This is a genomic window from Sphingomonas naphthae, assembly GCF_028607085.1.
In the GTDB taxonomy this organism is placed as follows: Bacteria; Pseudomonadota; Alphaproteobacteria; order Sphingomonadales; family Sphingomonadaceae; genus Sphingomonas_Q; species Sphingomonas_Q naphthae.
Window position 1 is genome coordinate 948316 of sequence record NZ_CP117411.1, and the last position, 21396, is coordinate 969711.

Here is a 21396-nt window from a genome sequence, read left to right on the forward strand (position 1 = left end):
TCAAGTGGCCGGCCGCAGAGCCTTTTTCCTGGAACCACGTATCGAAGGGACAGTGAATCGCGATGAAACTGGTGACGTTTCGCCACGAGGGGCGGGTATCGTTTGGCGTGGTGGAGGGCGGCGCCATCGTCGATCTCGCCCCCAAGTTTCCGGGGGTGCTGCATTTGCGGGCTTTGCTGGCTGCCTTGGGCAGCGATCTGGTGCGGCGAGTGAAGGCGGCGCTGCCCGCCGCGCCACGGATCGACGCGTCGTCGGTTACGCTTCTCGCCCCGATCCCGAACCCATCCAAATATCTCGCTTTGGGCGGTAATTATCGGGCGCATCGCGCCGAAAGCGCGTCCGCCGCACAGGCCGACAAGTTCGGGCAGATCTGGTTCAACAAGCAGGTGACCTGCGTCGTGGGGCCGAACAGCGCGATCCTGCACCCGGCGATCACTAGCCAGCTGGATTATGAAGGCGAGTTGGGGATCGTCATCGGCGTTCGATGCCGCAACGTATCCGCCGCGAACGCGCGGTCGGTTATCGCCGGCTATCTGGTTTGCAACGACGTCTCCATGCGGGACTGGCAGGCGAAGGCGCCGACCCATACGCTGGGTAAATCCCACGACACGCATGGGCCGATCGGTCCGTGGCTGGTCACGGCGGATGAAATTGGCGATCCTCACGCGCTCTCGCTGGAGACGCGCGTCAATGGTGAGATCCGACAGAATGCCAGCACGGCCGATATGGTGGCGCGGGTGGAGGACATAATCGCGGAACTCTCCGCGGCCTGCACGCTCGAGCCCGGCGATATTCTTGCCACCGGTACGCCCGCGGGTGTCGGCAAAGGCTTCGATCCGCCCCGCTTTCTGCGCGTGGGGGATGTCGTGAGCGTGACGATCGAGCGGCTGGGAACGCTTGAAAATCGGGTCGCGGACGATACCAGCCCGACCGTTTCGCCGTTACCCGTCTATTCCTGACCGCTTCGGAGTGGTGGCTGGGGCCGGGGATCGGCCATCACCTTATCGACCTGCTCGGCCAAACGGGTCAGGCTCATGTCGAACGCCAGCCCCGATGTATCGAAATGAAGCTGCGTCCGCGCGTAATCGGGCGAGCGGGCGTCGAGCACCGACTCCAGATCGTCTCTCGCGATGCGAGCGGCGGCACCGGCACGCACGCCACCCTCCGCGATGACCCGCGCCATATGATCGTCGGCCGACGCCTTCAGCCAGACGCTGTAGGCTGTCGTCAGCATCTCGTCATACAGATCGGGATCGGCGACGATCCCGCCCGGCACCGCGATGACGGCAGCGCGATGCGTCCGGCATATGTCCTGCCACGCCGCACGCTCGTAGCGGTGTAGCGCGGCATAGCCGTTGCGCTCGATCAACTGGCCGATATCGTCGCCATAGGCGTCTTCGACGAGGCTGGTCATTTCCACGAAAGGAACGCCGCGCAGATCGGCCAGGCGTTTGCCCAGACTGGACTTTCCGGCACCACGAAGCCCGATGAGAATGACGCGCCGGTCTCTTGTCGTTGCCGGCGTCGTCGCCCGCTCCTCGCGGAGCCATGCCTCCAGCGCACCCTGTCGGTCGAAGGAAAGATGACGCACGAGGCCGACAAGTGTGGCGGTGGGCGCATCGCGCTCGCCACCCAGTGGCAACAGTTCGGCGAGCGAAAGATCCAGTGCCTGGCTCAACGCGATCAGCACGCTCAGGGTGGGATTGCCCTCCCCGGACTCGAGTAGCGCCAGATAGCGTTCCGAGGTGCCCGATGTCTGGGCCAACTGCTTGCGGGCCATCCCCGACTTCAACCGCGCGGCGCGCAATATCGCGCCCACCTCGCCCTCGCTGACGGGGCAGGTAGTGGGGCGTGCATCGGGCTTTTTCATGCGAATCTCGAGGGCATGATGCATTATAGTACATGTTATGCCCGCCCGGTATCGGCCGGTTTGAGTTCGTCGGCTATGGCTCGACGTAGGCATAGCCTTACCTCCGACAGGGCACGCGCTTTATAACTTCAGGCGCAGCCGAATGATCACCGATCGCCTCTCTCTGTCAGCTTTCCAGCGGCCAATTGTCGATGACATCGACGAAGCGGGATAGCCAGGCGTTGGTCTGGTGTCCGTCGACGACGCGGTGGTCGATCGTCAGCGACACATAGGCCATCGGCCGGATCTGGATGGTATCGACGCCGCCCACCTCGCGCACGACCACGCGCTTCTCCAGCTTGCCGACGCCCAGGATGGCGGATTGCGGCTGGCTGATGATGATCGGGATCGCGACGAGCGAACCCGACACGCCATGGTTGGAGATGGTGAAGGTGCCGCCGCGCATGTCGGCGGGCTGGAGGCGATCGCCCCGGGCCTTGGCGGTCAGCTCTCCCAGCCGCGCGGCGATGCCGCGGAGCGAGAGTTCCTGCGCCTTGTGGACGACGGGCACGACGAGACCCTTGTCGCCGAGGGCGGTGCCGATCCCGATATTGACGTCGCCGAAGATGTCGAGCCGGTCGTCGTACCAGCGGGAGTTGATCGCCGGCGCGGCGCGCATCGCCTCGACACAGGCGGCGATGAAATACGCGGTGAAGGTGAGACCGATGCCGTCCTTCTCGAACGTCGCCTTGTGCTTGCGGCGATGCGCCATGATCGCGGAGAAATCGGCCTCGAACACGGCGGTGACGTGCGGGGCGACCGTCACCGAGTTCAACATGTTCTCGGCGATGGCGAGCCGCATCCGGTTGTGCGGGATCGACTGGACAGCGCCGGAGACCGGGGCGGGGGAGGGCGGCGCCGCGATCCGCTGGGGGACAGGCGTGGGGACGGGCTCCGCCGGCGCCTGATCGCGCGTCGCGACGGCGCGATCGACGTCGGCACGGGTGATGCGGCCGTTGCGACCGGTGCCCTCGATGCGCGCCGGGTCGATCGCCGCTTCCTTGACCGCGCGGCGGACGGCCGGCGACAGAGCGGTGTTGCGCTCGCCGGTCGGCTGCGGGGGCACGGGCGCCGGGCGGGGCGCTTCGACCGGCGCCGCCACGGGCGCCGGCTGGGCCGCCTGCGCGACGCCGAGCCGACCCAGCAAGGCGCCCGGAAGCGCCTCGGCGTCCGTATCGAGCAGGATTTCGGTCAGCACGCCCGCCGCCGGAGACGGCACCTCCTGCGTGACCTTGTCGGTCTCGAGTTCGACCAGCGGGTCGTTGATCGCGACCGTGTCGCCGATCTTCTTCAGCCACGACCGCACGATCGCCTCGATGGTGCTGTCAGTCTAACGCGAACCGCTCTCCCCACGATGGTGTTCGGTCTATGAGGGCAGGGGACTAGCTTGCGAGGGATTACCACTCCGCCAGGGCGGCGGAGCGACGGTCCTTGTAGGTCTGACGATCGACGAGGTGGCGTTCGAGGTTGAAGTGGTTGTGGACGTTGGCGTGAACCGAGGCGAACTTCTGAAGTGTCTTCATTCGCCTGAATCTCAGTATCGCCCGCTCTCGTCGTCGAAAGGGGAGGTGGCTGTTCTCGACGCGGTTGTTAGCCCAGCGACCGACCTCTTGCTTCTCGGCATTGCCCAGGTCGTTCATCGCCGCGCGATAGGAGCGCAGACCATCGGTGGTGATGGCCTCCGGTGACCCGTGCGCTTCAGCGCCTTCTTCATGAAGGTGAGAGCCGCATCCTTGTCGCGGGTCTTTGTAATGTAGCTCTCGAGCACCTCACCCTCGTGATCCACGGCTCGCCAGAGGTAGACCATCTCACCATTCAGCTTCACGTACATCTCGTCCAGGTGCCACCGCCAATGGTGAAACCCGCGCGGCGAGATCGGTCAGCCAGCGCCACAGATCGTTGCGCGTGACGATGTCGAGCCCCGCGGTCGGCTCGTCGAGCAGCAGCAGCGGGCGCCGGCAGCATCGTCGCGGCGAATTGCACGCGCCGCGCCCAGCCGCCGGACAGGCGATCGAAGCGTGTCGCGAGCATTGTGGTGATGCCAAGCCGTTCGACGAGTTCGTCGATCCGGTGCCTGGGTATGTCATGAAGTTCGGCACGGAAGCGCAAATTCTCGCGCACGGTAAGTTCGGGGTAGAGCGACAGGCGCTGCGGCATGTAGCCGATGCCGCAGCCTTGTCCTCGGCGAATGTCCCGGCCGAGAACCGTGCCGCAGCCATCGTCTGCCAGGATCAGTCCGGCGAACATCCGCAGCGTCGTCGTCTTGCCACCGCCGTTGGCGCCGACCAGCCCGACGATTTCGCCACGCGCGAGCGTTAGCGTCACGCCCTGCACGACGCGGAGGCCGCCGTAGCTCTTCCCGAGCCCAGTCACGTCGATCAGCGGTTCAGCCATGCTCATAGACGAACCCGCCGTGCATGAACTTGGTCGCTTCGGCGCCGAGTATGAGTGTGCGGCTCCCCCGCGCCGGGCCGGCGCGTCGTAGCTCCGCGAGCGCCAACCAGATCGCCGCCGAACCGGTATTGCCGAGCCGATCCGCGTTGACGGAGAAGCGCTCCGCCGGGAGGCCGAAATGCGCTGCTGCCTGGCGCCCGATCCGCCCGCTCACCTGATGCGGAATGATCGTGTCGACGCCGTCGAGTTCTACCCCATGCTGTGCAGCGGCGCCTTTGCCAGCCTCGAATAGCTGCGCTCCCGATGCCAGGATCGTCGCGAAATCATGCCCGAACGTGCGCGGCGTCTCGGCGCTGGCCTGCAAACCGGTAGCACGGTTCAGCCCGATCGCGCCGAACCAGGCAGCCTCGATGCTTGCGCGCCCTCCGCCGGGCCCGAGGACAATCGCGCCGGCTCCGTCACCCATCTGTACGAGATTGACGCATTGACCGGGACAGCGATCGGCATCGTTTGGGTCGAAAAAGAGCGAACCCGTTTCTGATCCCACGATCGCCACCGGTTGCGCGCCTGGCATCGCCAGCAGTCCGAAAGCGATCATGAGCGCATTGGCGAATCCCGTGCACGCCTGCCGCAACTCGAGATGCGGCCCGCCATAGCCCAGCCGGTCGGCCACGAAGGCGATGTTGCCGGGGAGTGGCTGCAGCGGCGTCGTCGTATGGCCGATCAGATAGCCGATATCGCCGACCGCCAGTCCGGCTTCGCGTAGGGCGGCGGCGACTGCCGCAGCGGCAAAATCGGGATTGGATTGGCCCGCGCGCGCCACTTCGTGCGCCACCTCGAAGGGCCGGCATAGATAGCGTGTCTCGATCGCCAGCCGCCGTCCGATCGCGGCCGCCTCTCGATGTCGTGAGAGCGTGAAATGCGTTGCGATATGGTCAATCAACGCGTCCGTAGGGACTGGCGGCCCCGAAAACGCCGCGCCCGTGCCAAGCACTGAAACGCGACCATGGGACAGCCAGGGCTGATTTGGCTGGCTCACGGCCTCAGCAATCCCTCAGGCAGCCGTCGCAGGCGACGGTCCAGCACTCTTGGGTCAACCGCCAACACCTCCAGCGCATCGCTTAGCGGCATGATGATCTGAGCGAGCATCTCACGCGTCGCCGCTGCGGCGTCTCGCACCGACACACCTGCGCCGCGCCGCGCGACGATCGCGCGCGCGATCCTCACATGGCGGACCTCGTTACGCCGGATCCGGTGCAGGACGGGCGCAGCGTGGCGATGAGTGGACAGCGGTGCGCCCGCGCACAGCAAGGCGCCGAGGATCGTGCAGACCGCGGCATCGAGCGCGGCGATGCGCGCGAGGTGCAAGGTCGTGCCGCCCGAACCGAGGCTCGCATGGAAACTTTGCGTAGTTTTCAGCAGACCGGGCGGCGGGCCTGTAGCGGGGAGTTGACGGGCCAGAGCATCGTGAAGGCGCTCTTCCGCCGCGATCATGTTGAGCGCTTTGGCCTCGTCCACGCTTTCCCGACGCGCAAGATCGTCAAACGCGACGGCCGCAGCCTCCTCGCCACAACCGAGTACGGGAAGTAATCGCGCAAGCGCTTCGGCGGCATGATCGTCGCAGCGGGTTTCGGCATGATCCGTTTCAGGGACGCTGATCCGCCCCGGGGGCGATGAAGCAATGCCGTCGCACCGCTATCGCACCGTGCCGACCGCCCGCCGCGCCATGGCATCGAGAGACCAGGTGCCGCCGCCGCGCACGATCAGCGGTAGCAATATCGCGGCCCAACTAAGATGCGTCGGCCACGCATCGGGATAGACGAAGATCTCGATCGTCAGCGTCATCCCGAGCAGGGCGAGCGCCGAGAAGCGCGTCGCCAGCCCGAGCACGAGCAGGATGGAAAACAGATGCTCGGAATAGGTCGCCGCCACCGCCGCGATCTCGGGCGGCACGAGCGGCAGCGCATATTCGGTGCGGAACAGCTCGTAGGTGCCATCGGTGATGTGCAGCACGCCGTCGACCTTGGTGCGGCCCGACATGAAGAACACGGCGGCAATGCCAAGCCGGCCGATCAAAAGCAGCAGCGCATCGGGCACGCGCCTGCACAGGCTGCGGATCACGCAATCATAGCGCGCGACGAGCGAATTCATCCGAATTCTCCACTTGGAAGGGTTTGGGGCGGCGATCGTGTTGCCGCCCCGGCAGGGCGTCAGGCCTTGGGGGTTAGCGAACCGTTGCCCTTCGGGGTCTTGGTCGTCACGCACGAACCGGCCTTGACCAGCTTCCAGGCATTGCCCTGATAATTGACTTTAGACGTGCCCGCGCAACTCGTGCCCGCGCCTGCCTTGCAGTCGTTCTTGCCGGCGAGCGCGACGCCGTAGCATTTCTCCATACCGGGCTTTGTCTGGGCGGAAGCAGAGGTCGCGATGGCGGCGCTGGCGACGGCAATAGCAAGAATCGCGGCGAGCGAAGCATGAGTCGGACGCATAGATAGGCTCCTCGGATGTCAGCCTCCTGGCGCGCGGCCCGACACAGAGTCGATCGGGCCGCGCGGCGATCCGGCCAGGAGGCGGGAAGCCGGATCACACCAGCTATTCGGGCACCCCGCCGGGTTGGTTACATACGTCGCCGGGTGACATTTTTCGGGCATTCTTCTGCGGATACTGTAACCATTGTTTCTTGTGAGCCGAATGCCTCGCGGGAGCGCGAATGCGAGCGAGCGAGGACACATTGCGGGCTTTGATGATCAGCGGGCTCGACGGCGATGCCGGCGACCATGCCGCGCTGCTGCGCGCGCTCGTCCCGCTGCTGCAGGGCTTTTACCGACGACGCATGGGCGATGGAGAGATCGACGATCTTGTTCAGGAAACATTGATCGCGGTGCACACTCGCCGCGGCACCTACGATCGCGACCGCCCCTTTACGGCATGGTTGTTCTCAATCGCACGTTACAAGATGGTCGACCATTTCCGGCGTGGACGTAGGCTCGTGCCCATTGAGAGCCTTGAGGGGATTCTCGTTGCCGAAGGCTTCGAGGAGTCATGCCTCGCGCAAATGGACGTGGATCAGTTGTTGGAAATCCTGCCGCCCAAACAGGCGCGCATGATCCGAGCGACGCGCATCGACGGTCTCAGCACCGTCGAAGCCGCCGAGCGCGACGGCATCAGTGAATCTGACGTGAAAGTCTCCGTACATCGCGGCTTGAAATCGCTGATTACGCGCATCCAGGGAGGGCGTCGATGAATACCGACGACCTAATCAGCCGCCTCGCGGCCGATGTCCCGCCCGTGCCCCGGCACGCCATCGGGCGACGCCTTACGATCGGCGTCGTGATGGGTATGCTCGTGTCGCTCTTCTATGTTGTCACGATGATGGGCGTTCGGCCCGATCTGCAGATCGCCGTGCACGGTTTCGCGTTCTGGATGAAATGGGCGTACACGATCTCGCTGTCGTTCGCCGCCGTCGTGGTGACTTCGCAGCTGGCGCGGCCTGACAGCGACAGGATGCGCTGGGTGTGGCTGGTGGCAATCCCCGTGCTGCTATTGGCGAGCGTCGGTGTGTGGGAACTGGTGCGGACGCCACGTGCCGACTGGCTCGCCATGTGGCTTGGCGCGAGCTGGATGGTGTGTCCGTGGCGGGTGCTGGCGCTGGCGATGCCGATATTCGTTGGACTGTTGTGGTCGTTCCGCAAGCTCGCGCCGACGCGGCTGCGTGCGGCCGGTGCTGCGGCGGGACTGGCGGCCGGGGCGTTCGCCGCGACCGTCTACTGCGTCCACTGTCCGGAGGTCTCGGCGATCTTCGTGCTGACCTGGTACTCGCTCGGCATACTGCTCGCGACCACGCTCGGTGCGCTGCTCGGCCCGCGCCTGTTGCGGTGGTAATTTTTCCGGCGGGTGTAACCACCGTCCCATCGACAGCGAAGGAATAGAGCCAATCTGGCCGTACGTCTTTCTGGAGAACCATCATGACCATTCTTCGTAACAGCGTGAGTTTCGCCGCCGCCGCCGCCGTGGTCGCTATTGCAGCCGCCGCCCCGACCGCTGCGTTCGCCAAAGGCGCCGCCAAGATTCATTGCTACGGCATCAACTCGTGCAAGGGCACGTCGGACTGCAAGTCGGGTACGCACGAATGCAAGGGCCAGAACGACTGCAAGGGCCAAGGCTTCAAGGAAATCTCGGCGAAGGCCTGCACGGCGCAGCACGGCAGCACCTCGCCGAAGTGATCGGCCAGCATCGTACTGATCGACGAGCTTCGTCGATCTAACTCACGACCCGGGCGTCCAAAGACGTCCGGGCCGACTTTTCGCCGAGAGATTGCGTGCATGACCATTCCCTTTGCCGGTTACGGCCTCGGCCTGCGCAAACCGCACTATGCCGATTTCCTCGATGGCTACGTCGATGTCGATTTCGTCGAGGTGATCTCCGAGAATTTCATGGTACCCGGCGGCCGTCCGCGCCAGATCCTGCGCGGCGTCCGCGCGCGCCACCCGGTCGCGCTGCACGGCGTATCGATGTCCATCGGCTCGGCCGACGGTCTCGACGGCGCCTATCTGACGCGACTGCGCGCGCTGGTTGACGAGATCGAACCACTGTTCGTCTCTGATCATCTCAGCTGGTCGCGGATCGAGGGCTTCAATTCGCACGACCTGCTGCCGCTGCCTTATACTGAGGAAGCGCTCGACCTCGTATGCGCGAACGTCGATCGCGCGCAGGATGCGCTCGGTCGAACCATGCTGATCGAGAACCCGTCCAGCTACATCGACTTTGCACCAGCCGACATGACAGAATGGCAATTCCTCGATCGGGTTTGCGGGCGGACCGATTGTGGTCTGTTGCTCGACGTCAACAATGTATTCGTCAGCGCGACCAATCACGGCTTTGATCCGATCGCCTATCTGGACGGTGTCCCGCACGATCGTGTCCGCCAGATCCATCTCGCCGGGCACAGCCAGGGCAAAGAATTGCTGATCGACACGCACGACAAGCCGGTGCCGACGTCGGTTTGGGATCTGTACGCGCACGTGATCCCACGCCTCGGTGCGGTCGCGACGATGATCGAGCGCGACGACGACATTCCGCCGCTTGCTGATCTGTTGAGCGAACTTGGTACCGCACGCCAGATCGGCGGCAAGATGCTGGCGCGCGCGGCGTGAGCCTCCTTGCCCTCCAGCGCGATTTCAGGGCGTGGCTCGTCGATGAGGACGCGGGTGCGGCCCGGCGCCTCGGCGTGTCGGCCGTACCGGGTCTCGGGGTCTACCAGAACAATTACCGCGCGCAGCTTGTCGCCTGCCTTGAGGAGACTTTCGCACGCACGCGCGATTGGATCGGCGGCGGCGCATTTCACGAAGCGGTCATCACGCATATCGCCCGCGTGCCGCCGAACAACTGGACACTTGACGCCTATCCGCGCGATTTCCCGGCAACGCTGGCGATGCTCTATCCGGACGATGCCGAGGTCGCGGAACTTGCCTGGATCGATCTTGCGCTCGGCGAGGCTTTTGTCGGCCCCGATGCGGTCGCGCTGACGACGGAGGAGCTGCCAGGCGTCGATTGGGACACGGCGATCCTGCGCTTGACCCCGACGCTCGATCTTGCCGATCTCACCACCAACGCGACGGCGATCTGGTCGGCGCTTGCCGAGGGAGAAGTGCCCCCCGCGGTCGAGGCACTTCCGCAGACCGGTGCCATCCTGGTATGGCGACAAGGGCTGTCCGCGCAGTTCCGCGCGATCGATCACTACGAGCGCCAGGCGCTTTTGTCGGCACGTGACGGCCTGTCGTTCGCGGAATTGTGCGACGTGATGGTGGCCTCCCGGGGCGAGACCGAGGGCATCGCCCGTGCTGGCGCATTGCTAGGACGATGGGTCGCCGACGGGCTGATCGTCGCGACGCAATGATGGGGTCATCATGCGATTAAAGGTTCTGCTAACCGGTGCAGTAGCGATAAGCGGGGCGCTCGCGTTTCGCGCTGCTCAGGGCAATGCTCGCGCTGCTGCCGCGACTGGCGGAACGCCCGCTTACACGAAGGGTGGCCGATTGATTGTTCCGGCCGATTACCGCGAATGGGTGTTCCTCTCGTCGGGTATCGACACGAGCTATACCGAGCGCCCGGTGCACCAGTTCGACAATGTGTTTGCGCCGCGCGATGCCTATCGCGCTTTTCTCAAGACCGGCGTCTGGCCCGACAAGACGGTGCTGATCGTCGAAAATCGCGCGGTGGAGACCAAGGGTTCGATCACCAGATCCGGCCAGTTCCAGACCAGTGGCGTGATTGGACTAGAGCGTGCTGCGGATAGATTGAATCGATTGGGGATTCCCGACGGTCGCTGGATGTGATTCAAGCTGCTGGCTGGCGAGGAGGTCAGTCAGAATGGCACGAGCCTATTCGCAAGATTTGAGGGACCGGGTGATCGATGCGGTGCTGCGTGGCGGAGAGAGCCGGCGGTCTGCGTCGCGGCGCTTCGGGGTAAGCGAGGCCTCGGCGATCAAATGGGTGCAGCGGGTCGAGCGGCTGGGTGACCGGCGGTGCGCCGGCACTGGCGGGCACCGTCCCTCGAAGGTGAAGCCGGAGCGCGACTGGTTGCTGGCGACGATCGCGGAGGAGCCCGACATCACACTGGCGGCCCTGTCGGCCCGGCTACTGGCCGAGCGCGGCGTACGGGCGGACACCGGCATGCTGTCGCGCTTCTTCACCGGCGAAGGCATCAGCTTCAAAAAAAACCGTGCTGCCCAGCGAGCAGGACCGGCGTGACGTTGCCCGCCGGCGGGCGAGCTGGAAACGGTATCAGGGCAAGCTCGATCCCCGGCGGCTGGTCTTTATCGACGAGACCTGGGCCAAGACCAACATGACGCGCACCCATGGGCGTTGTCGGCGCGGGGAGCGTCTCCATGCCAAGGTGCCGCATGGCCACTGGAAGACGCTGACTTTCCTGGCGGCGCTCCGCCACGACCGGATCGATGCACCTGCGGTGATCGATGGCCCGATCAACGGCAAAAGCTTCCTCGCCTACGTCGAGCAAATCCTCATCCCGACGCTTGGCCCCGGCGACATCGTCATCCTCGACAATCTCGGCAGCCACAAAGGTGAGGCTGTGCGCAGCGCCATCCGGGCCGCAGGTGCAAGGCTACTGTTCCTTCCGCCCTACAGCCCAGACCTCAACCCGATCGAGCAGGTCTTCGCCAAGCTCAAGACGCTCCTCCGCAAGGCCGCAGAGCGCACTGTCGAAACCACATGGCGACGCATCGGATCGCTCCTCGACGCCTTCTACCCGTCCGAATGCGCCAATTACCTCGTCAACTCCGGCTATGCTTCAATCTAATAACAGAATGCTCTAGAGGCGCATGTGAAGGACAAGGCGCGGTTCAAAGGTGGCTGGGGATTCTTCGGCGCAAAAGGCGAAATGTTTCCATACACCGCCAATTGCTATGCCTGCCATCAGCAGCATGCCGCCGCCAACACCACCTTCGTGCAATTCTACCCGACGCTCCTTCCGGCGGCGACGCGTCTCAAAACGCTTAGCCCAGCCTACCTGGCGGACCTTGCACGGCTCGCCAAAAAGTGATGTGAAACTAGCCGAATTTTGCCGAAATTCGGGGTGTCCGGATCGATGGGTCGCGGATACTGCGAGGAGTGACACACCAGCACATGGTACGATCTGACCTGCTCCCCGGAAATCATGCCATTGGTAGGTTAGCTCGTCAGATGGAGACGAGCGATGCGTCGAGGCCGTTTTACCGAGGACCAGATTATTGGCGTGCTGCGTGAGCACGAGGCGGGCGTGAAGACCGCCGAGCTATGCCGGAAGCATGGCATCAGCGATGCGACGTTCTACAACTGGAAGGCGAAGTACGGCGGCATGACCGTGTCGGAGGCGGCGCGGTTGCGCACGCTCGAGGATGAGAACCGTCGGCTGAAGAAGCTGCTGGCGGAGTCGATGCTGGACGTGTCGGCGCTGAAGGATCTGCTGGGAAAAAACTGACCCGGTCTGTGGATCGCTACGCTGCGGTGGAGAAGCTGATGGCCGACCACGGCTTCTCCGAGCGTCGCGCTTGCAGACTGATCGGGGTCAACCGGTCGGCATGGCAATATGAGCCGCTTCGCGGGAAGGACGACGCTGTGCGCGAACGGATGCGCGAGATCGCCAACGAGCGTCGTCGGTTCGGTTATCGCCGGCTGGCGGTCCTGCTCCGGCGTGAAGGCAAGGGCATGAACCTGAAGAAGATGTACCGGCTGTATCGCGAGGAGCGGCTGACGGTGCGAAAGCGCGGCGGCCGAAAACGAGCGTTGGGCACGCGGGCGCCGATGGCGATTCCGCAGGAACCCAACCAGCGCTGGTCGCTCGACTTCGTGTCGGATGCATTGGCCTGCGGCCGGCGGTTCCGCCTGCTCAATGTCATCGACGACTACAGCCGGGAGTGCCTGGCCTGCATCGTCGATACCTCGCTGTCAGGGCGGCGTGTCGTGCGGGAGCTGACGGCCATCGCCGAGCGTCGTGGGCTGCCATGCATGGTGGTCAGCGACAACGGGACCGAACTGACCAGTCACGCCGTCCTCGCCTGGTGCCAGGACACGGGCGTGGAGTGGCATTACATCGCGCCGGGCAAGCCGCAGCAGAACGGCTTTGTCGAGAGCTTCAATGGTCGCTTGCGCGACGAGTGCCTGAACGAGCACCTGTTCTCCTCGCTGGCTGCGGCGAGACGGATCATCGAGGCATGGCGGACAGACTATAACACCGTGCGTCCGCACAGCAGCCTCGGCGGCATGGCGCCCGCCGAGTTTACCAACCGCCCCCGCCAGGGGCATGAGGACACCGAAGCTAACTTATCAGCGGCATGAAAACGGGGAGCAGGTCAGATCTTAAGCAGTGCCGCCAAGCCACGCATTGCGGTCGCGCAGGCGGCGCTTGTAATCGGGTTCGGCAAGCGCATGCAGCAATTGGTCCGCGCGCGCCAGCACCGCGCGGCGATTGGCGCCCGACAGCGCATCCTCGGCGAGTTCACGGAACGCGGTCGCCTGCCGCGCCAGCACGGCGACCCGGTCGGGCGCGTCGCAACTGAGCGCGACGTCGCCAAGTGCCGCGAGGCAGCGATTGCCGGTGATCATGTCGGCAGAGGCATATTGCGCGAGCGCCCCGAACGCGCGGTCGATGAAGCCGGCAAACGTCATTGGGTGCGCGATAACGCGAAGCGCGCCGTCATCGTCCGCGCGCAGTCGCGACGGCAGGTCACGCCGCGCCAGATCGGACAGCGCCGCGCCGAGCCAGTCGAGGCAGGAATTCGCGGTGAACGGATCGTTGACACCGGGCGACAGCGCGCGCGCCGCGATCTCGACCAGTTCGTCGATCGGGAAGCGCAGATCCTGTAACGCCGTCCGCCGTGATCCGATCGCGAAGGCGGCGCGCAGGGCCTTTGCGGCATCGTCGTCCAGATCCTCGGCAGGCCAGGCCTCGACCAGAACGCTGCCGCGATGGGTGAAGTCGCCGGGCTGATATTGCAGGCGCAGGATCAGGCCATGATCGCGCGCGGTATCGATCAGCGCGGCCTCGTCGATCAACTGGATATAGCCGGTGTCCTTCGCGCGGACGGCGGCAAGGCGCTCGATCGCGGCGACATCGGCGTCGGGGCGGAAGGCGGCGGGGATGCGTGGGTCGTCGGCACGCTCGTCAAGCGGCTGGCCGACAAAGACCGGGAAGCGATTGTCGATCTCCGCGATCAGCCGGTCGCCGATCCGCTCGATCACGCTGTTGATATGGATGCGGCTGGGAACGTGGTGGATGAAGAAGATCAGCACCGCGATCGAGCAAAGCACCAGCAGTACACCGACCAGCACGGCCAGTTGCGGCACGAACGCGGTCTCGCCCGCGATCTCACCGGGCGAGCGGATCGTGCGGACCACGATCAGCGAGTAGAGGAAGGTCGCGATGAAGGTGCCCAGCGTCACCTGGTTGCCGCGATCGGACATGAAGTTGCTGAGCAGGCGCGGGCCGTACTGGCCCGAGGCATAGACGACCGCCGCGATCGTGACCGAGAAGGTGGTGCCGGCGACGCCGATCATCGAACCACCGATCGACGACAACAGGCTGCGCGCACCATCGGGTCGCGCGGCCTGGAGCCAGGGCATGCGGTCCATCCAGGTCGTCGCATGATGGCTGTCGAGCCAGACCAGTCCCGCCGCCAACAGCATCGCGCCGACCGCCATAATTGACGGCAGGAACCAGTAACTCTCGCGCAGATGATCGGCAATGCGCAGCAGACGGGCTCTCACGATGTGCTGTCCTTCGCCGTCAGATGTTCGAGAACGCGCTTGATAGTGCCGCCCTGCACGATCACGGAGAACAGGACGACGACATAGGTTGCGGCCAGGATCACCGAACGCTGCGGCCCCTCGGGCAACCCCAGCGCGAGCGCGATCGAGATGCCGCCGCGCAGTCCTCCCCAGATCAACGTCACGGGTGCGACGGGGCCGTAATGATAACGCGGACGGATGGCGCGCAGCGGCAGGACGACCGAAATCGCACGAGCCAGCAGCGCGAGCGGGATCGCCGCCACACCCAGCACCAACAGTCGCAGGTCGCCCGGGATCGTGACCACCTCCAGCCCGATCAGCAGGAACAGGACCGTATTGAGGATGTCGTCGATCAGATCCCAGAATTTGTGCAGATAGTCGCGTGTCGTGTCGCTCATCGCATGCGCGACCCCGGCATTGCCGATGATGAGCCCCGCGACCGCCATCGCGACCGGGCCGCTGGCATGGAGCGGGCGGGCGATCGCGTATCCACCCATGACGACCGCCAGGCTGATCAGCACCTCGACCTTGTAGTCGTCGATCGACCGCATCGCGCGAAACGCGATCCAGCCTATCACGAGGCCCAGCAGGATGCCGCCGCCCGCCTCGACCGCGAAAAGTTCGGCGCCGTGGGCAACGGAGAAGGGTTCCCCCGACAGCGCGGAGACGAGAAGGATGGTGAAGATCACGACACCGACGCCGTCGTTGAACAGGCTTTCGCCGGCAACCGTGGCCTCGAGCGCGGGCGAGACATTGGCGCGTTTCAGAACGCCCATCACCGAGACGGGGTCGGTCGGGCTGATCAGCGCACCGAACACGAAGCACCAGATCGCGGGGACTTCGAAGCCGATGAGCCGCGCGAGCAGGAGGAAGCCACCGCCGACCAAGGCCGTCGAGAGCACCACGCCGATCGTACTGAGCACGAGGATCGGCCAGCGGCCGCGCGCCATCTCGGTCCAGTCGACATGCAGCGCGCCCGCGAACAGCAGGAAGGAGAGCATGCCTTCCATCAATGTCGTGTGGAAATCGATCCCCGCGATGAAGCGCATGACATCGTGGCCAAGCCCGGCGCGGGGGAACAGCCGGTCGAGCACCACGACGATCAGCGACGCGACGGCGCCCATGATGGTCAACCCGATCGACGACGGCAATTGCAGGAACCGGAAGTTGAGATAGCCGAGCGCCGCCGCCAGCACGATCAGGATGGCGGCGGCATCGAACGGCGTCAGCGTCAGGCCGCCGATCATGGCGCGATGACGCCAGTGACGAGCGCAAAACGCTGCCCGGAGGCTGGCGCGGCGACCGGGATCACGCCTTGCGCGCGCAGCGTGTTCGCGATGGCGAGTGCGCGGCGCTGCGAGAGGTTCGGGCTTTTGGGAACGGGACCGACGGGCAGGCCGGGAACGCCGAGCGCGGCCATGTTCCAGCGCCGCGCGGCCCAGATCGATGTCGCCAGCGCGCCGCGTGCCGCATCGTCCAGCGTGTCGACGCTGTCGGCGAACTCGATCTCGGGCAGCGGTCCCTGCGGCGGGACGATCGCTACCGACCAGCCGTCGGTTTCCGCCGCCGCGCGAGCTTCCAGCGCGCGGTATGTCGCGACCGTCGCGCCGGGCAGTGGCGCGGCGGCGGCGGTCGCGCGGCGGTGATCGCGGTCAATCGTCACGTCATCCGCCGGGATGCCGGTGACGAGCGCGATCATCCGGGCGAGCGCGGTCATGCGCTGCGCTTCCGGGTTGGGCGTGTCGGCCGCCTGACGCAGTTCCTCGCGCTGTGCCTCCAAGGCATCGGCGCCGGCCTCCAGGACGATCTGGTCGAGGTCGAGGCGGATCGGGCGGCCGAGCGTCTCCTCAAGCGCCGATTGCACCGCCGGCGTCTTCTTCACGGCTGATCGCGGCGTGATGACGACCGCGCGGACGACCAGGGGCTCGGCGGAGAAAATGAGATCGAGCTGGGTCACGCGGGCTTCGTCGCCGAACGTGCCGGTCAGCAGCGAGCGCGTCTGCGATACCGCCAGCGCCTCGCGCCCGATCCGATTGAGCGAAATGCCGAGCGGGATCGCCATCGCGACGAAGACCAGCGCGAGCACGATCGTCTGCGTCCAGCTCTGCCGTCGCGACAGATGATGCCCGAAGCCATAATAGCGCGCCATCGCGGTGGCCGACAGCGCGATCGTGATGAAATTGGTCGCGAACAGCGCGAAGGCGCCGCCGGCGACCGGCATGTTGCGCGTGGCGAGGCCATAGCCGACCACCGCAAGCGGCGGCATCAGCGCGGTGGCGATGGCGACGCCCACGATGGTCTCGCCGCGCCCGCGGATGATCGCGAAGGTGCCGGCCAGCGCCGCGAATAGAGCGACCGCGAGATCGAACAGATTGGGCCGCGTCCGTGCGACGATCTCCGACGTCGGGGCTTGCAGTGGCGAGACCGTGACGATCAGCGCGGTGAACGCCACCGCCGCGACCGCGCCGATCGCCAGCGCCTTCAGCGACCGGCGCAGTTCGGCGAAATCGAACAGCGCCAGACTGAATCCGAAGCCGAGGATCGGGCTCATCAAGGGCGAGATCAGCATCGCGCCGATCACCACCGCTGGGGACGACAGCAACAGTCCGAGCACGGCGATGCCCGCCGACATCATCGTCATGAAGGCATAGCGCGGCGACCAGCCGCTATCCTCGACGATCCGTGCGATGACCGCTTCGTGATCGACCCGTCCGACGACCGCGCGCCGCCACCAGCGGTACAGCGCCATCCGGGCCAGTTTTTCGTTCAGGTCCGGACCTGCGTGCTCGGTGGTCTCAGCGGTCATGCGTGTTGCTCATGCGTCATCGGGGCTTTGCGGGATAGCGTGTAAAGCCACAGCGCCACGCCGATCGCGATCAGGTTGAGGTAGAAGGTGTAGTTCAGGCTGAAATCGGTCACGCGCTCGCGGATCGACACGGCGCGGTCGGGCACGAGGTGCAGCCAGGTGAAGGCGCCCTCCATGACGAGCGCGGCGATCGCCATCGTCACGAAGAACACGCCGCCCATATAGGCCGCCATGCGCCATCCGAAATAGCGGCGATAGGCGTCCAGCAGCGGCAGCACGATCAGGTCGGCATAGAGAAACGCGAGCACGCCGCCGAAGCTCGCGCCGCCCGCCCATAGGACCGCCGCCAGCGGCACGTTGCCGATCGAGCAGACGAAGGTCAGCATGGCGACGATGGGACCGATGACCGCGTTGGCCGGCGCCTGGATCGCCAGCGGCGCGTCGGTGAAGAACAGCGCGCGCCAAACGCTGTCGGGCACGAACGCCGAAATGATCCCGCCAATCAGGAAACCGGCGAGCAGGTCCTTCCATAGCATCCGCCATTCCATCGTGAAATTCCGCGCGACGGCGACGCGCGTGCCGGGGGCGGTCAGGCGCTGGCGCCAGGTTTCACCCTTGCCGGTGGCGCCTTCGTGCTGGTGGCCGGCGCCGGTCTCTTCGTGATGTCGGGCTTCGTCGACCAGCGATTTGGGTAGCGTGAGCTTCACCAGCATACTCATCACCGCGATCAGGACGAGCCCGCCGATCCATTCCGCGACCATGAACTGCCACCCGAGCAACAGATACAGGATGATCCCGAGTTCGATGACGAGATTGGTCGAGGCGAAGAGGAAGGCGAGGCTCGCGACCAGTGCCGCGCCCTTCTTGAACATCGTCCGCATGATCGCGGCGGATGCGTAGGAGCAACTTGAACTGGCCGCGCCCGCGACGGTGGCCAATGCGATCTGGCGGATACCGCCGCGTCCCAGCGCACGCTGCATCTGCTCGGCGGGCACGATCGCCTGTAACAGCGCGGAGATGCCGAAGCCCAGCACCAGGCTCCAGCCGGTCTGCCAAAACATACCGGCCGCCATCAGCAGCGCGTGCTCGATCTTGTCGATCATGCGTCGTCGGATACGCGAGCGGGACGACGTGCGGCTGGCGGGTTGGCGCCCGCAGGCCAGCCCTCGCGCTGCGCCGATCGATCGCCGTCGGTCGCCTCGCTCTGATCGTGGAACAGCATGACGGTGGTCGGATAGGGCAGATCGATCGCAGCCTCTTTCGCGGCCTTGTACAGAGCGAGAATGACGCGTGCTTGGGTATGCGCGACATTTGTGCGCTTGGAGTCTGTCCACCAGCGCGCGCGCAGCATCACATAGCTGTCGGCGAGACCCCAGGGCAGCACCTCCGGTGCGGGGTCGGCCTCGACCCCTTCGACCTTCGCGACCGCCTCCGCGAAGACGCGGCACGCCTCCTCGGGATCGTCGCCATAGCCGATGCCGACGTCGAACTGGCTACGGCGCGTCGGAAAGGCGGTGTTGACGATGACGGGCGAGGTATAGACGTCGGAGTTGGGGATGATGACACGCCTGCCGTCATAGGTCTTGATGAGCGTGGCGCGGCTCTGGATGTGTTCGACGGTGCCCTCGAAATCCTTGACGACGATCTGGTCGCCGCGCCGATAGGGCCGGTTGATGAGCAGCAGGATACCGGCCAGCAGATTCTGCAGGATGTCCTTGAAGGCAAAGCCGATCGCGACCGATCCGATGCCGAGGCTGGAGATGATCGTGGCCGGCTTGACGCTGGGGAAGACGATGACCGCCGCGATCATCACCGCCGCCGCCACGATCAGCCCGAACACGAGCGAGGAGATCACCCCGCCCAGATCGACCAGCCCCTTGTGATGGAACCCCTTGCGCACGCCGCGCGCGATCAACTTGCCCGCGAACCAGGCGATCACGACGAACACGATGCCGCCCAGGATATTGGGCGATTGCAGAAAGAAGTCGTTTGCCGCGACGTGGAGCTTGGCGACGATCAGGTCGACCGGGTTCTTGACGGGTGGGGGCGTAACGGGCTGCATCCTCTGCGAACGGGCCGGTGGCGACGTTGTTCCGGGCCCGTGACGGCTTTCCTTCCTTCAGATCAAGGCGTTGATCGCAAAGCAGGTGGCAAGGCCGACGATGACGTTCATCGGAATGCCGATCTTCACGAAGTCCGAGAAGCGATAATCGGCCGCCGCATAGACCATCGTATTGGTCTGATAGCCGATCGGCGTCGCAAAACTGGCCGATGCGGCGAACATCACCGCGATGATCAGCGCGCGCGGATCGTTGCCCGTAGCGTGCGCGAGGCCGATCGCGACCGGCGTCATGATGACGGCGACCGCATTGTTCGTCACCGTCTCGGTCAGCAGCGATGTCAGGAAATACAGGACGAGGATCAGCATCAGCGGCGACAACGTGCCGAGCCAAGGCGAAATCGTGTCGACGACAAGTCCGACCGTGCCGATCGCCTCCAGTCCGCTGCCGATCCCGAGCATCGAGAAGATCAGGACGAGGACGCTGCCGTCGATCGAGCGCCAAGCTTCTTCGGGATCGATGCAGCCGGTGATCAGCACGACGCCCACACCGATAAGGGCCAGCGCCACGACCGGCAGCACGCCTATCGCGGCCAGCACGATGACGCCCGCCAGCGTCAGGATCGCGATCGGCGCCCGGCGGCGGCGGAAGCGGCGGACATGGCTGGTGTCCTCGGCGATCAGATTCGTGTTCTCGCGCAGTTCGGCGATGGCGGATTCATCGGCGGCGACGAGCAGGCTGTCGGCGGCGCGCAGGCGGACGCTGCCGAGATCGGGACCCGGCAGATGGCGGGCGCGCCCGATCCCCAGCACCCGTGCCGGCAGGTTCGACAAGAAGGGGATATCGCGCAACTGGCGACCAAGGGCGGGATGCGACGGGGCGATCGTCAGGCCGATCAGGCGCACGTCGTCGGCGCGCTCGTCATCGGCCAGCCGGATCGGCCGCCCGACATTCTGCAACCCGACGACCACGTCATGGCTGCGCGCAAGCCCGTCGAGTTCGTCGGCCGAACTGGACACCACGAGCCGATCTCCGCGCAGAAGCCGCGTGTCCGGGGATGGATCACGGAGCAACTCGACGCCGCGACGGATCGCGACCAGGCGAACTGCGTCACGCTTCAGGAACGCCAGATCCTGGACGATGGCGTCGCGTTTCGAAAGAGCCACGGCCAGCGTCAGTTCGGTCAGATAGGTCAGTCGATGCCGGTCCGCAATGTCGTTGTCCGCGCGCGCCGGCAGGAGCTTGGGACCCAGAACGAGCATCGTCACGACGCCCGCCGCCATCGCCGCCAGACCGACCCCGGTGATCTCGAAGATTCCGAACGCGCGCTGTCCGTTCGCCCGCGCGACGCCATCGACCAGCAGATTGGTCGAGGTCCCGATCAGCGTCAGCGTGCCGCCCAGGATCGAGAGATAGGATAACGGGATCAGCAGACGTGTCGCGGGGATCCCGACCGTCTTGGCCAAGCGGCGCACGAGCGGGATCAGCACGATCACGACGGGGGTATTGTTGATGAAGGCAGGCGCGGTCGCGGCGCCCGCCAGCATCTCCGCAACGGTACGGCGCGGCGCCATGCCCGCGCGTCTGACGACGGTACTGGCCAGCGCCTCGATCGTGCCGGTGCGAACCAGCGCGCCCGACAGGATGAAGAAGGCGGCGATCGTGATCGGCGCAGAATTGGCGAAGGCGTCGGTCACGAGCTCGGGCGTCAGCCAGCCAAGCGCGATCATCAGCGCGGCGCCGAACACCGCGATCGTGACGGGAGGAAAGCGCTCGGTGGCGAAGGCAACGAACAGCGCGAGCACGAACACCAGCCCCAGAACGGACTGATGGGCGGTCATGATCGTCGTCAGTTCGTGCAGCAAGTCGCTATCCCGACGGTCATTTTTCGTTTCCGGCAGGACGACCGGTGGCTGTCCAACGCGCCGATCCGCGCTAAGGCA

Annotated in this window: 24 protein-coding genes and 1 pseudogene; 10 read left to right on the forward strand and 15 right to left on the reverse strand. The window is 65.4% G+C overall.

Annotated elements, in window-relative coordinates; all coding sequences use genetic code 11:
* The first annotated feature begins 62 nt into the window (after positions 1-62).
* Positions 63-959 (forward strand): fumarylacetoacetate hydrolase family protein, encoded by an 897-nt coding sequence (locus PQ455_RS04470; protein ID WP_273689550.1) that lies wholly within the window; start codon positions 63-65, stop codon positions 957-959.
* Here PQ455_RS04470 and PQ455_RS04475 read toward each other — a convergent pair.
* From PQ455_RS04475 to PQ455_RS04520, 9 genes and pseudogenes are all read right to left on the reverse strand, one after another.
* On the reverse strand, positions 950-1894 hold the full coding sequence (locus tag PQ455_RS04475; protein WP_273689552.1) for a shikimate kinase: 945 nt from the start codon (positions 1892-1894) through the stop codon (positions 950-952). The two genes, PQ455_RS04470 and PQ455_RS04475, sit on opposite strands and share 10 nt — an antisense overlap.
* A 142-nt stretch (positions 1895-2036) precedes the next feature.
* Positions 2037-3215, reverse strand: coding sequence for a dihydrolipoamide acetyltransferase family protein (locus PQ455_RS04480; protein WP_273689553.1), 1179 nt, complete (start codon positions 3213-3215; stop codon positions 2037-2039).
* A gap of 91 nt (positions 3216-3306) precedes the next feature.
* Positions 3307-3432: a hypothetical protein gene (locus tag PQ455_RS04485; RefSeq protein ID WP_273691480.1), complete on the reverse strand. Its 126-nt coding sequence runs from the start codon at positions 3430-3432 to the stop codon at positions 3307-3309.
* A gap of 6 nt (positions 3433-3438) precedes the next feature.
* A pseudogene (locus tag PQ455_RS21050) lies at positions 3439-3740 on the reverse strand (DDE-type integrase/transposase/recombinase); the annotation flags it as partial.
* A complete protein-coding gene (locus PQ455_RS04500; protein WP_273689557.1) occupies positions 3731-4303 on the reverse strand; it encodes an ATP-binding cassette domain-containing protein in 573 nt (190 codons plus the stop codon). The pseudogene PQ455_RS21050 and the gene PQ455_RS04500, both read right to left, overlap by 10 nt.
* Positions 4296-5246: a 3-oxoacyl-ACP synthase III family protein gene (locus PQ455_RS04505; RefSeq protein WP_273689558.1), complete on the reverse strand. Its 951-nt coding sequence runs from the start codon at positions 5244-5246 to the stop codon at positions 4296-4298. The genes PQ455_RS04500 and PQ455_RS04505 overlap by 8 nt, the downstream gene beginning before the upstream one ends.
* A 92-nt stretch (positions 5247-5338) precedes the next feature.
* Complete coding sequence (locus PQ455_RS04510) at positions 5339-5821, reverse strand: 3-oxoacyl-ACP synthase (RefSeq protein ID WP_273689559.1); 483 nt, start codon at positions 5819-5821, stop codon at positions 5339-5341.
* Between the two features lie 177 nt (positions 5822-5998).
* The gene (locus PQ455_RS04515) at positions 5999-6454 is read right to left on the reverse strand and encodes a DoxX family protein (protein WP_273689561.1); all 456 of its coding nucleotides are present in this window, start codon (positions 6452-6454) and stop codon (positions 5999-6001) included.
* A gap of 59 nt (positions 6455-6513) precedes the next feature.
* Complete coding sequence (locus tag PQ455_RS04520) at positions 6514-6792, reverse strand: BufA1 family periplasmic bufferin-type metallophore (RefSeq protein WP_273689562.1); 279 nt, start codon at positions 6790-6792, stop codon at positions 6514-6516.
* Between the two features lie 254 nt (positions 6793-7046).
* On the opposite strand from PQ455_RS04520, the gene PQ455_RS04525 reads away from it, so the two are divergent.
* From PQ455_RS04525 to PQ455_RS04565, 9 genes are all read left to right on the forward strand, one after another.
* Positions 7047-7547, forward strand: a complete 501-nt coding sequence (locus PQ455_RS04525) for a sigma-70 family RNA polymerase sigma factor (RefSeq protein WP_420542829.1) — start codon at positions 7047-7049, stop codon at positions 7545-7547.
* Positions 7544-8185, forward strand: coding sequence for a DUF1109 domain-containing protein (locus PQ455_RS04530; RefSeq protein WP_273689565.1), 642 nt, complete (start codon positions 7544-7546; stop codon positions 8183-8185). Before PQ455_RS04525 ends, PQ455_RS04530 begins: the two co-directional genes overlap by 4 nt.
* An 83-nt stretch (positions 8186-8268) precedes the next feature.
* A complete protein-coding gene (gene bufA2 / locus PQ455_RS04535) occupies positions 8269-8526 on the forward strand; it encodes a BufA2 family periplasmic bufferin-type metallophore (protein ID WP_273689567.1) in 258 nt (85 codons plus the stop codon).
* A 99-nt stretch (positions 8527-8625) separates the two neighbouring features.
* Positions 8626-9456 carry an MNIO family bufferin maturase gene (bufB, locus tag PQ455_RS04540; protein WP_273689568.1) on the forward strand — a complete coding sequence of 277 codons (831 nt, stop codon included), beginning with the start codon at positions 8626-8628 and terminating at the stop codon, positions 9454-9456.
* Positions 9453-10199, forward strand: coding sequence for an HvfC/BufC N-terminal domain-containing protein (locus tag PQ455_RS04545; protein ID WP_273689569.1), 747 nt, complete (start codon positions 9453-9455; stop codon positions 10197-10199). The genes bufB and PQ455_RS04545 overlap by 4 nt, the downstream gene beginning before the upstream one ends.
* 10 nt (positions 10200-10209) lie before the next feature.
* Positions 10210-10638 (forward strand): cytochrome P460 family protein, encoded by a 429-nt coding sequence (locus PQ455_RS04550; protein ID WP_273689570.1) that lies wholly within the window; start codon positions 10210-10212, stop codon positions 10636-10638.
* A 34-nt stretch (positions 10639-10672) separates the two neighbouring features.
* Positions 10673-11621 (forward strand): IS630 family transposase gene (locus PQ455_RS04555; RefSeq protein WP_273685921.1). Its coding sequence is split into 2 segments (ribosomal slippage): positions 10673-11014 and positions 11016-11621, totalling 948 coding nucleotides; the frame shifts between segments, so codons are not numbered across the junction.
* Positions 11622-11645: 24 nt separating this feature from the next.
* A complete protein-coding gene (locus PQ455_RS04560) occupies positions 11646-11864 on the forward strand; it encodes a hypothetical protein (protein ID WP_273689572.1) in 219 nt (72 codons plus the stop codon).
* Positions 11865-12017: 153 nt separating this feature from the next.
* Positions 12018-13138, forward strand: a protein-coding gene (locus PQ455_RS04565; protein ID WP_273686543.1) for an IS3 family transposase whose coding sequence is annotated in 2 segments (ribosomal slippage) — positions 12018-12267 and positions 12267-13138 — 1122 coding nt in all. Because the reading frame shifts where the segments join, the coding sequence is not laid out codon by codon here.
* Between the two features lie 21 nt (positions 13139-13159).
* Here the strand turns inward: PQ455_RS04565 and PQ455_RS04570 are convergent.
* Genes PQ455_RS04570 through PQ455_RS04595 form a run of 6 tightly spaced genes read right to left on the reverse strand, consistent with a single transcriptional unit; the run spans position 13160 to position 21318 of the window.
* A complete protein-coding gene (locus PQ455_RS04570) occupies positions 13160-14566 on the reverse strand; it encodes a DUF2254 domain-containing protein (RefSeq protein WP_273689575.1) in 1407 nt (468 codons plus the stop codon).
* The gene (locus PQ455_RS04575; protein ID WP_273689576.1) at positions 14563-15834 is read right to left on the reverse strand and encodes a cation:proton antiporter; all 1272 of its coding nucleotides are present in this window, start codon (positions 15832-15834) and stop codon (positions 14563-14565) included. The genes PQ455_RS04570 and PQ455_RS04575 overlap by 4 nt, the downstream gene beginning before the upstream one ends.
* Positions 15831-17393 (reverse strand): DUF389 domain-containing protein, encoded by a 1563-nt coding sequence (locus PQ455_RS04580; RefSeq protein WP_273689578.1) that lies wholly within the window; start codon positions 17391-17393, stop codon positions 15831-15833. The genes PQ455_RS04575 and PQ455_RS04580 overlap by 4 nt, the downstream gene beginning before the upstream one ends.
* On the reverse strand, positions 17390-18496 hold the full coding sequence (locus PQ455_RS04585) for a permease (protein ID WP_273689579.1): 1107 nt from the start codon (positions 18494-18496) through the stop codon (positions 17390-17392). The genes PQ455_RS04580 and PQ455_RS04585 overlap by 4 nt, the downstream gene beginning before the upstream one ends.
* A complete protein-coding gene (locus PQ455_RS04590) occupies positions 18493-19455 on the reverse strand; it encodes a mechanosensitive ion channel family protein (RefSeq protein WP_273689580.1) in 963 nt (320 codons plus the stop codon). Before PQ455_RS04590 ends, PQ455_RS04585 begins: the two co-directional genes overlap by 4 nt.
* Before the next feature lie 57 nt (positions 19456-19512).
* Positions 19513-21318, reverse strand: a complete 1806-nt coding sequence (locus PQ455_RS04595; RefSeq protein WP_273689581.1) for an SLC13 family permease — start codon at positions 21316-21318, stop codon at positions 19513-19515.
* Positions 21319-21396: the final 78 nt, after the last annotated feature.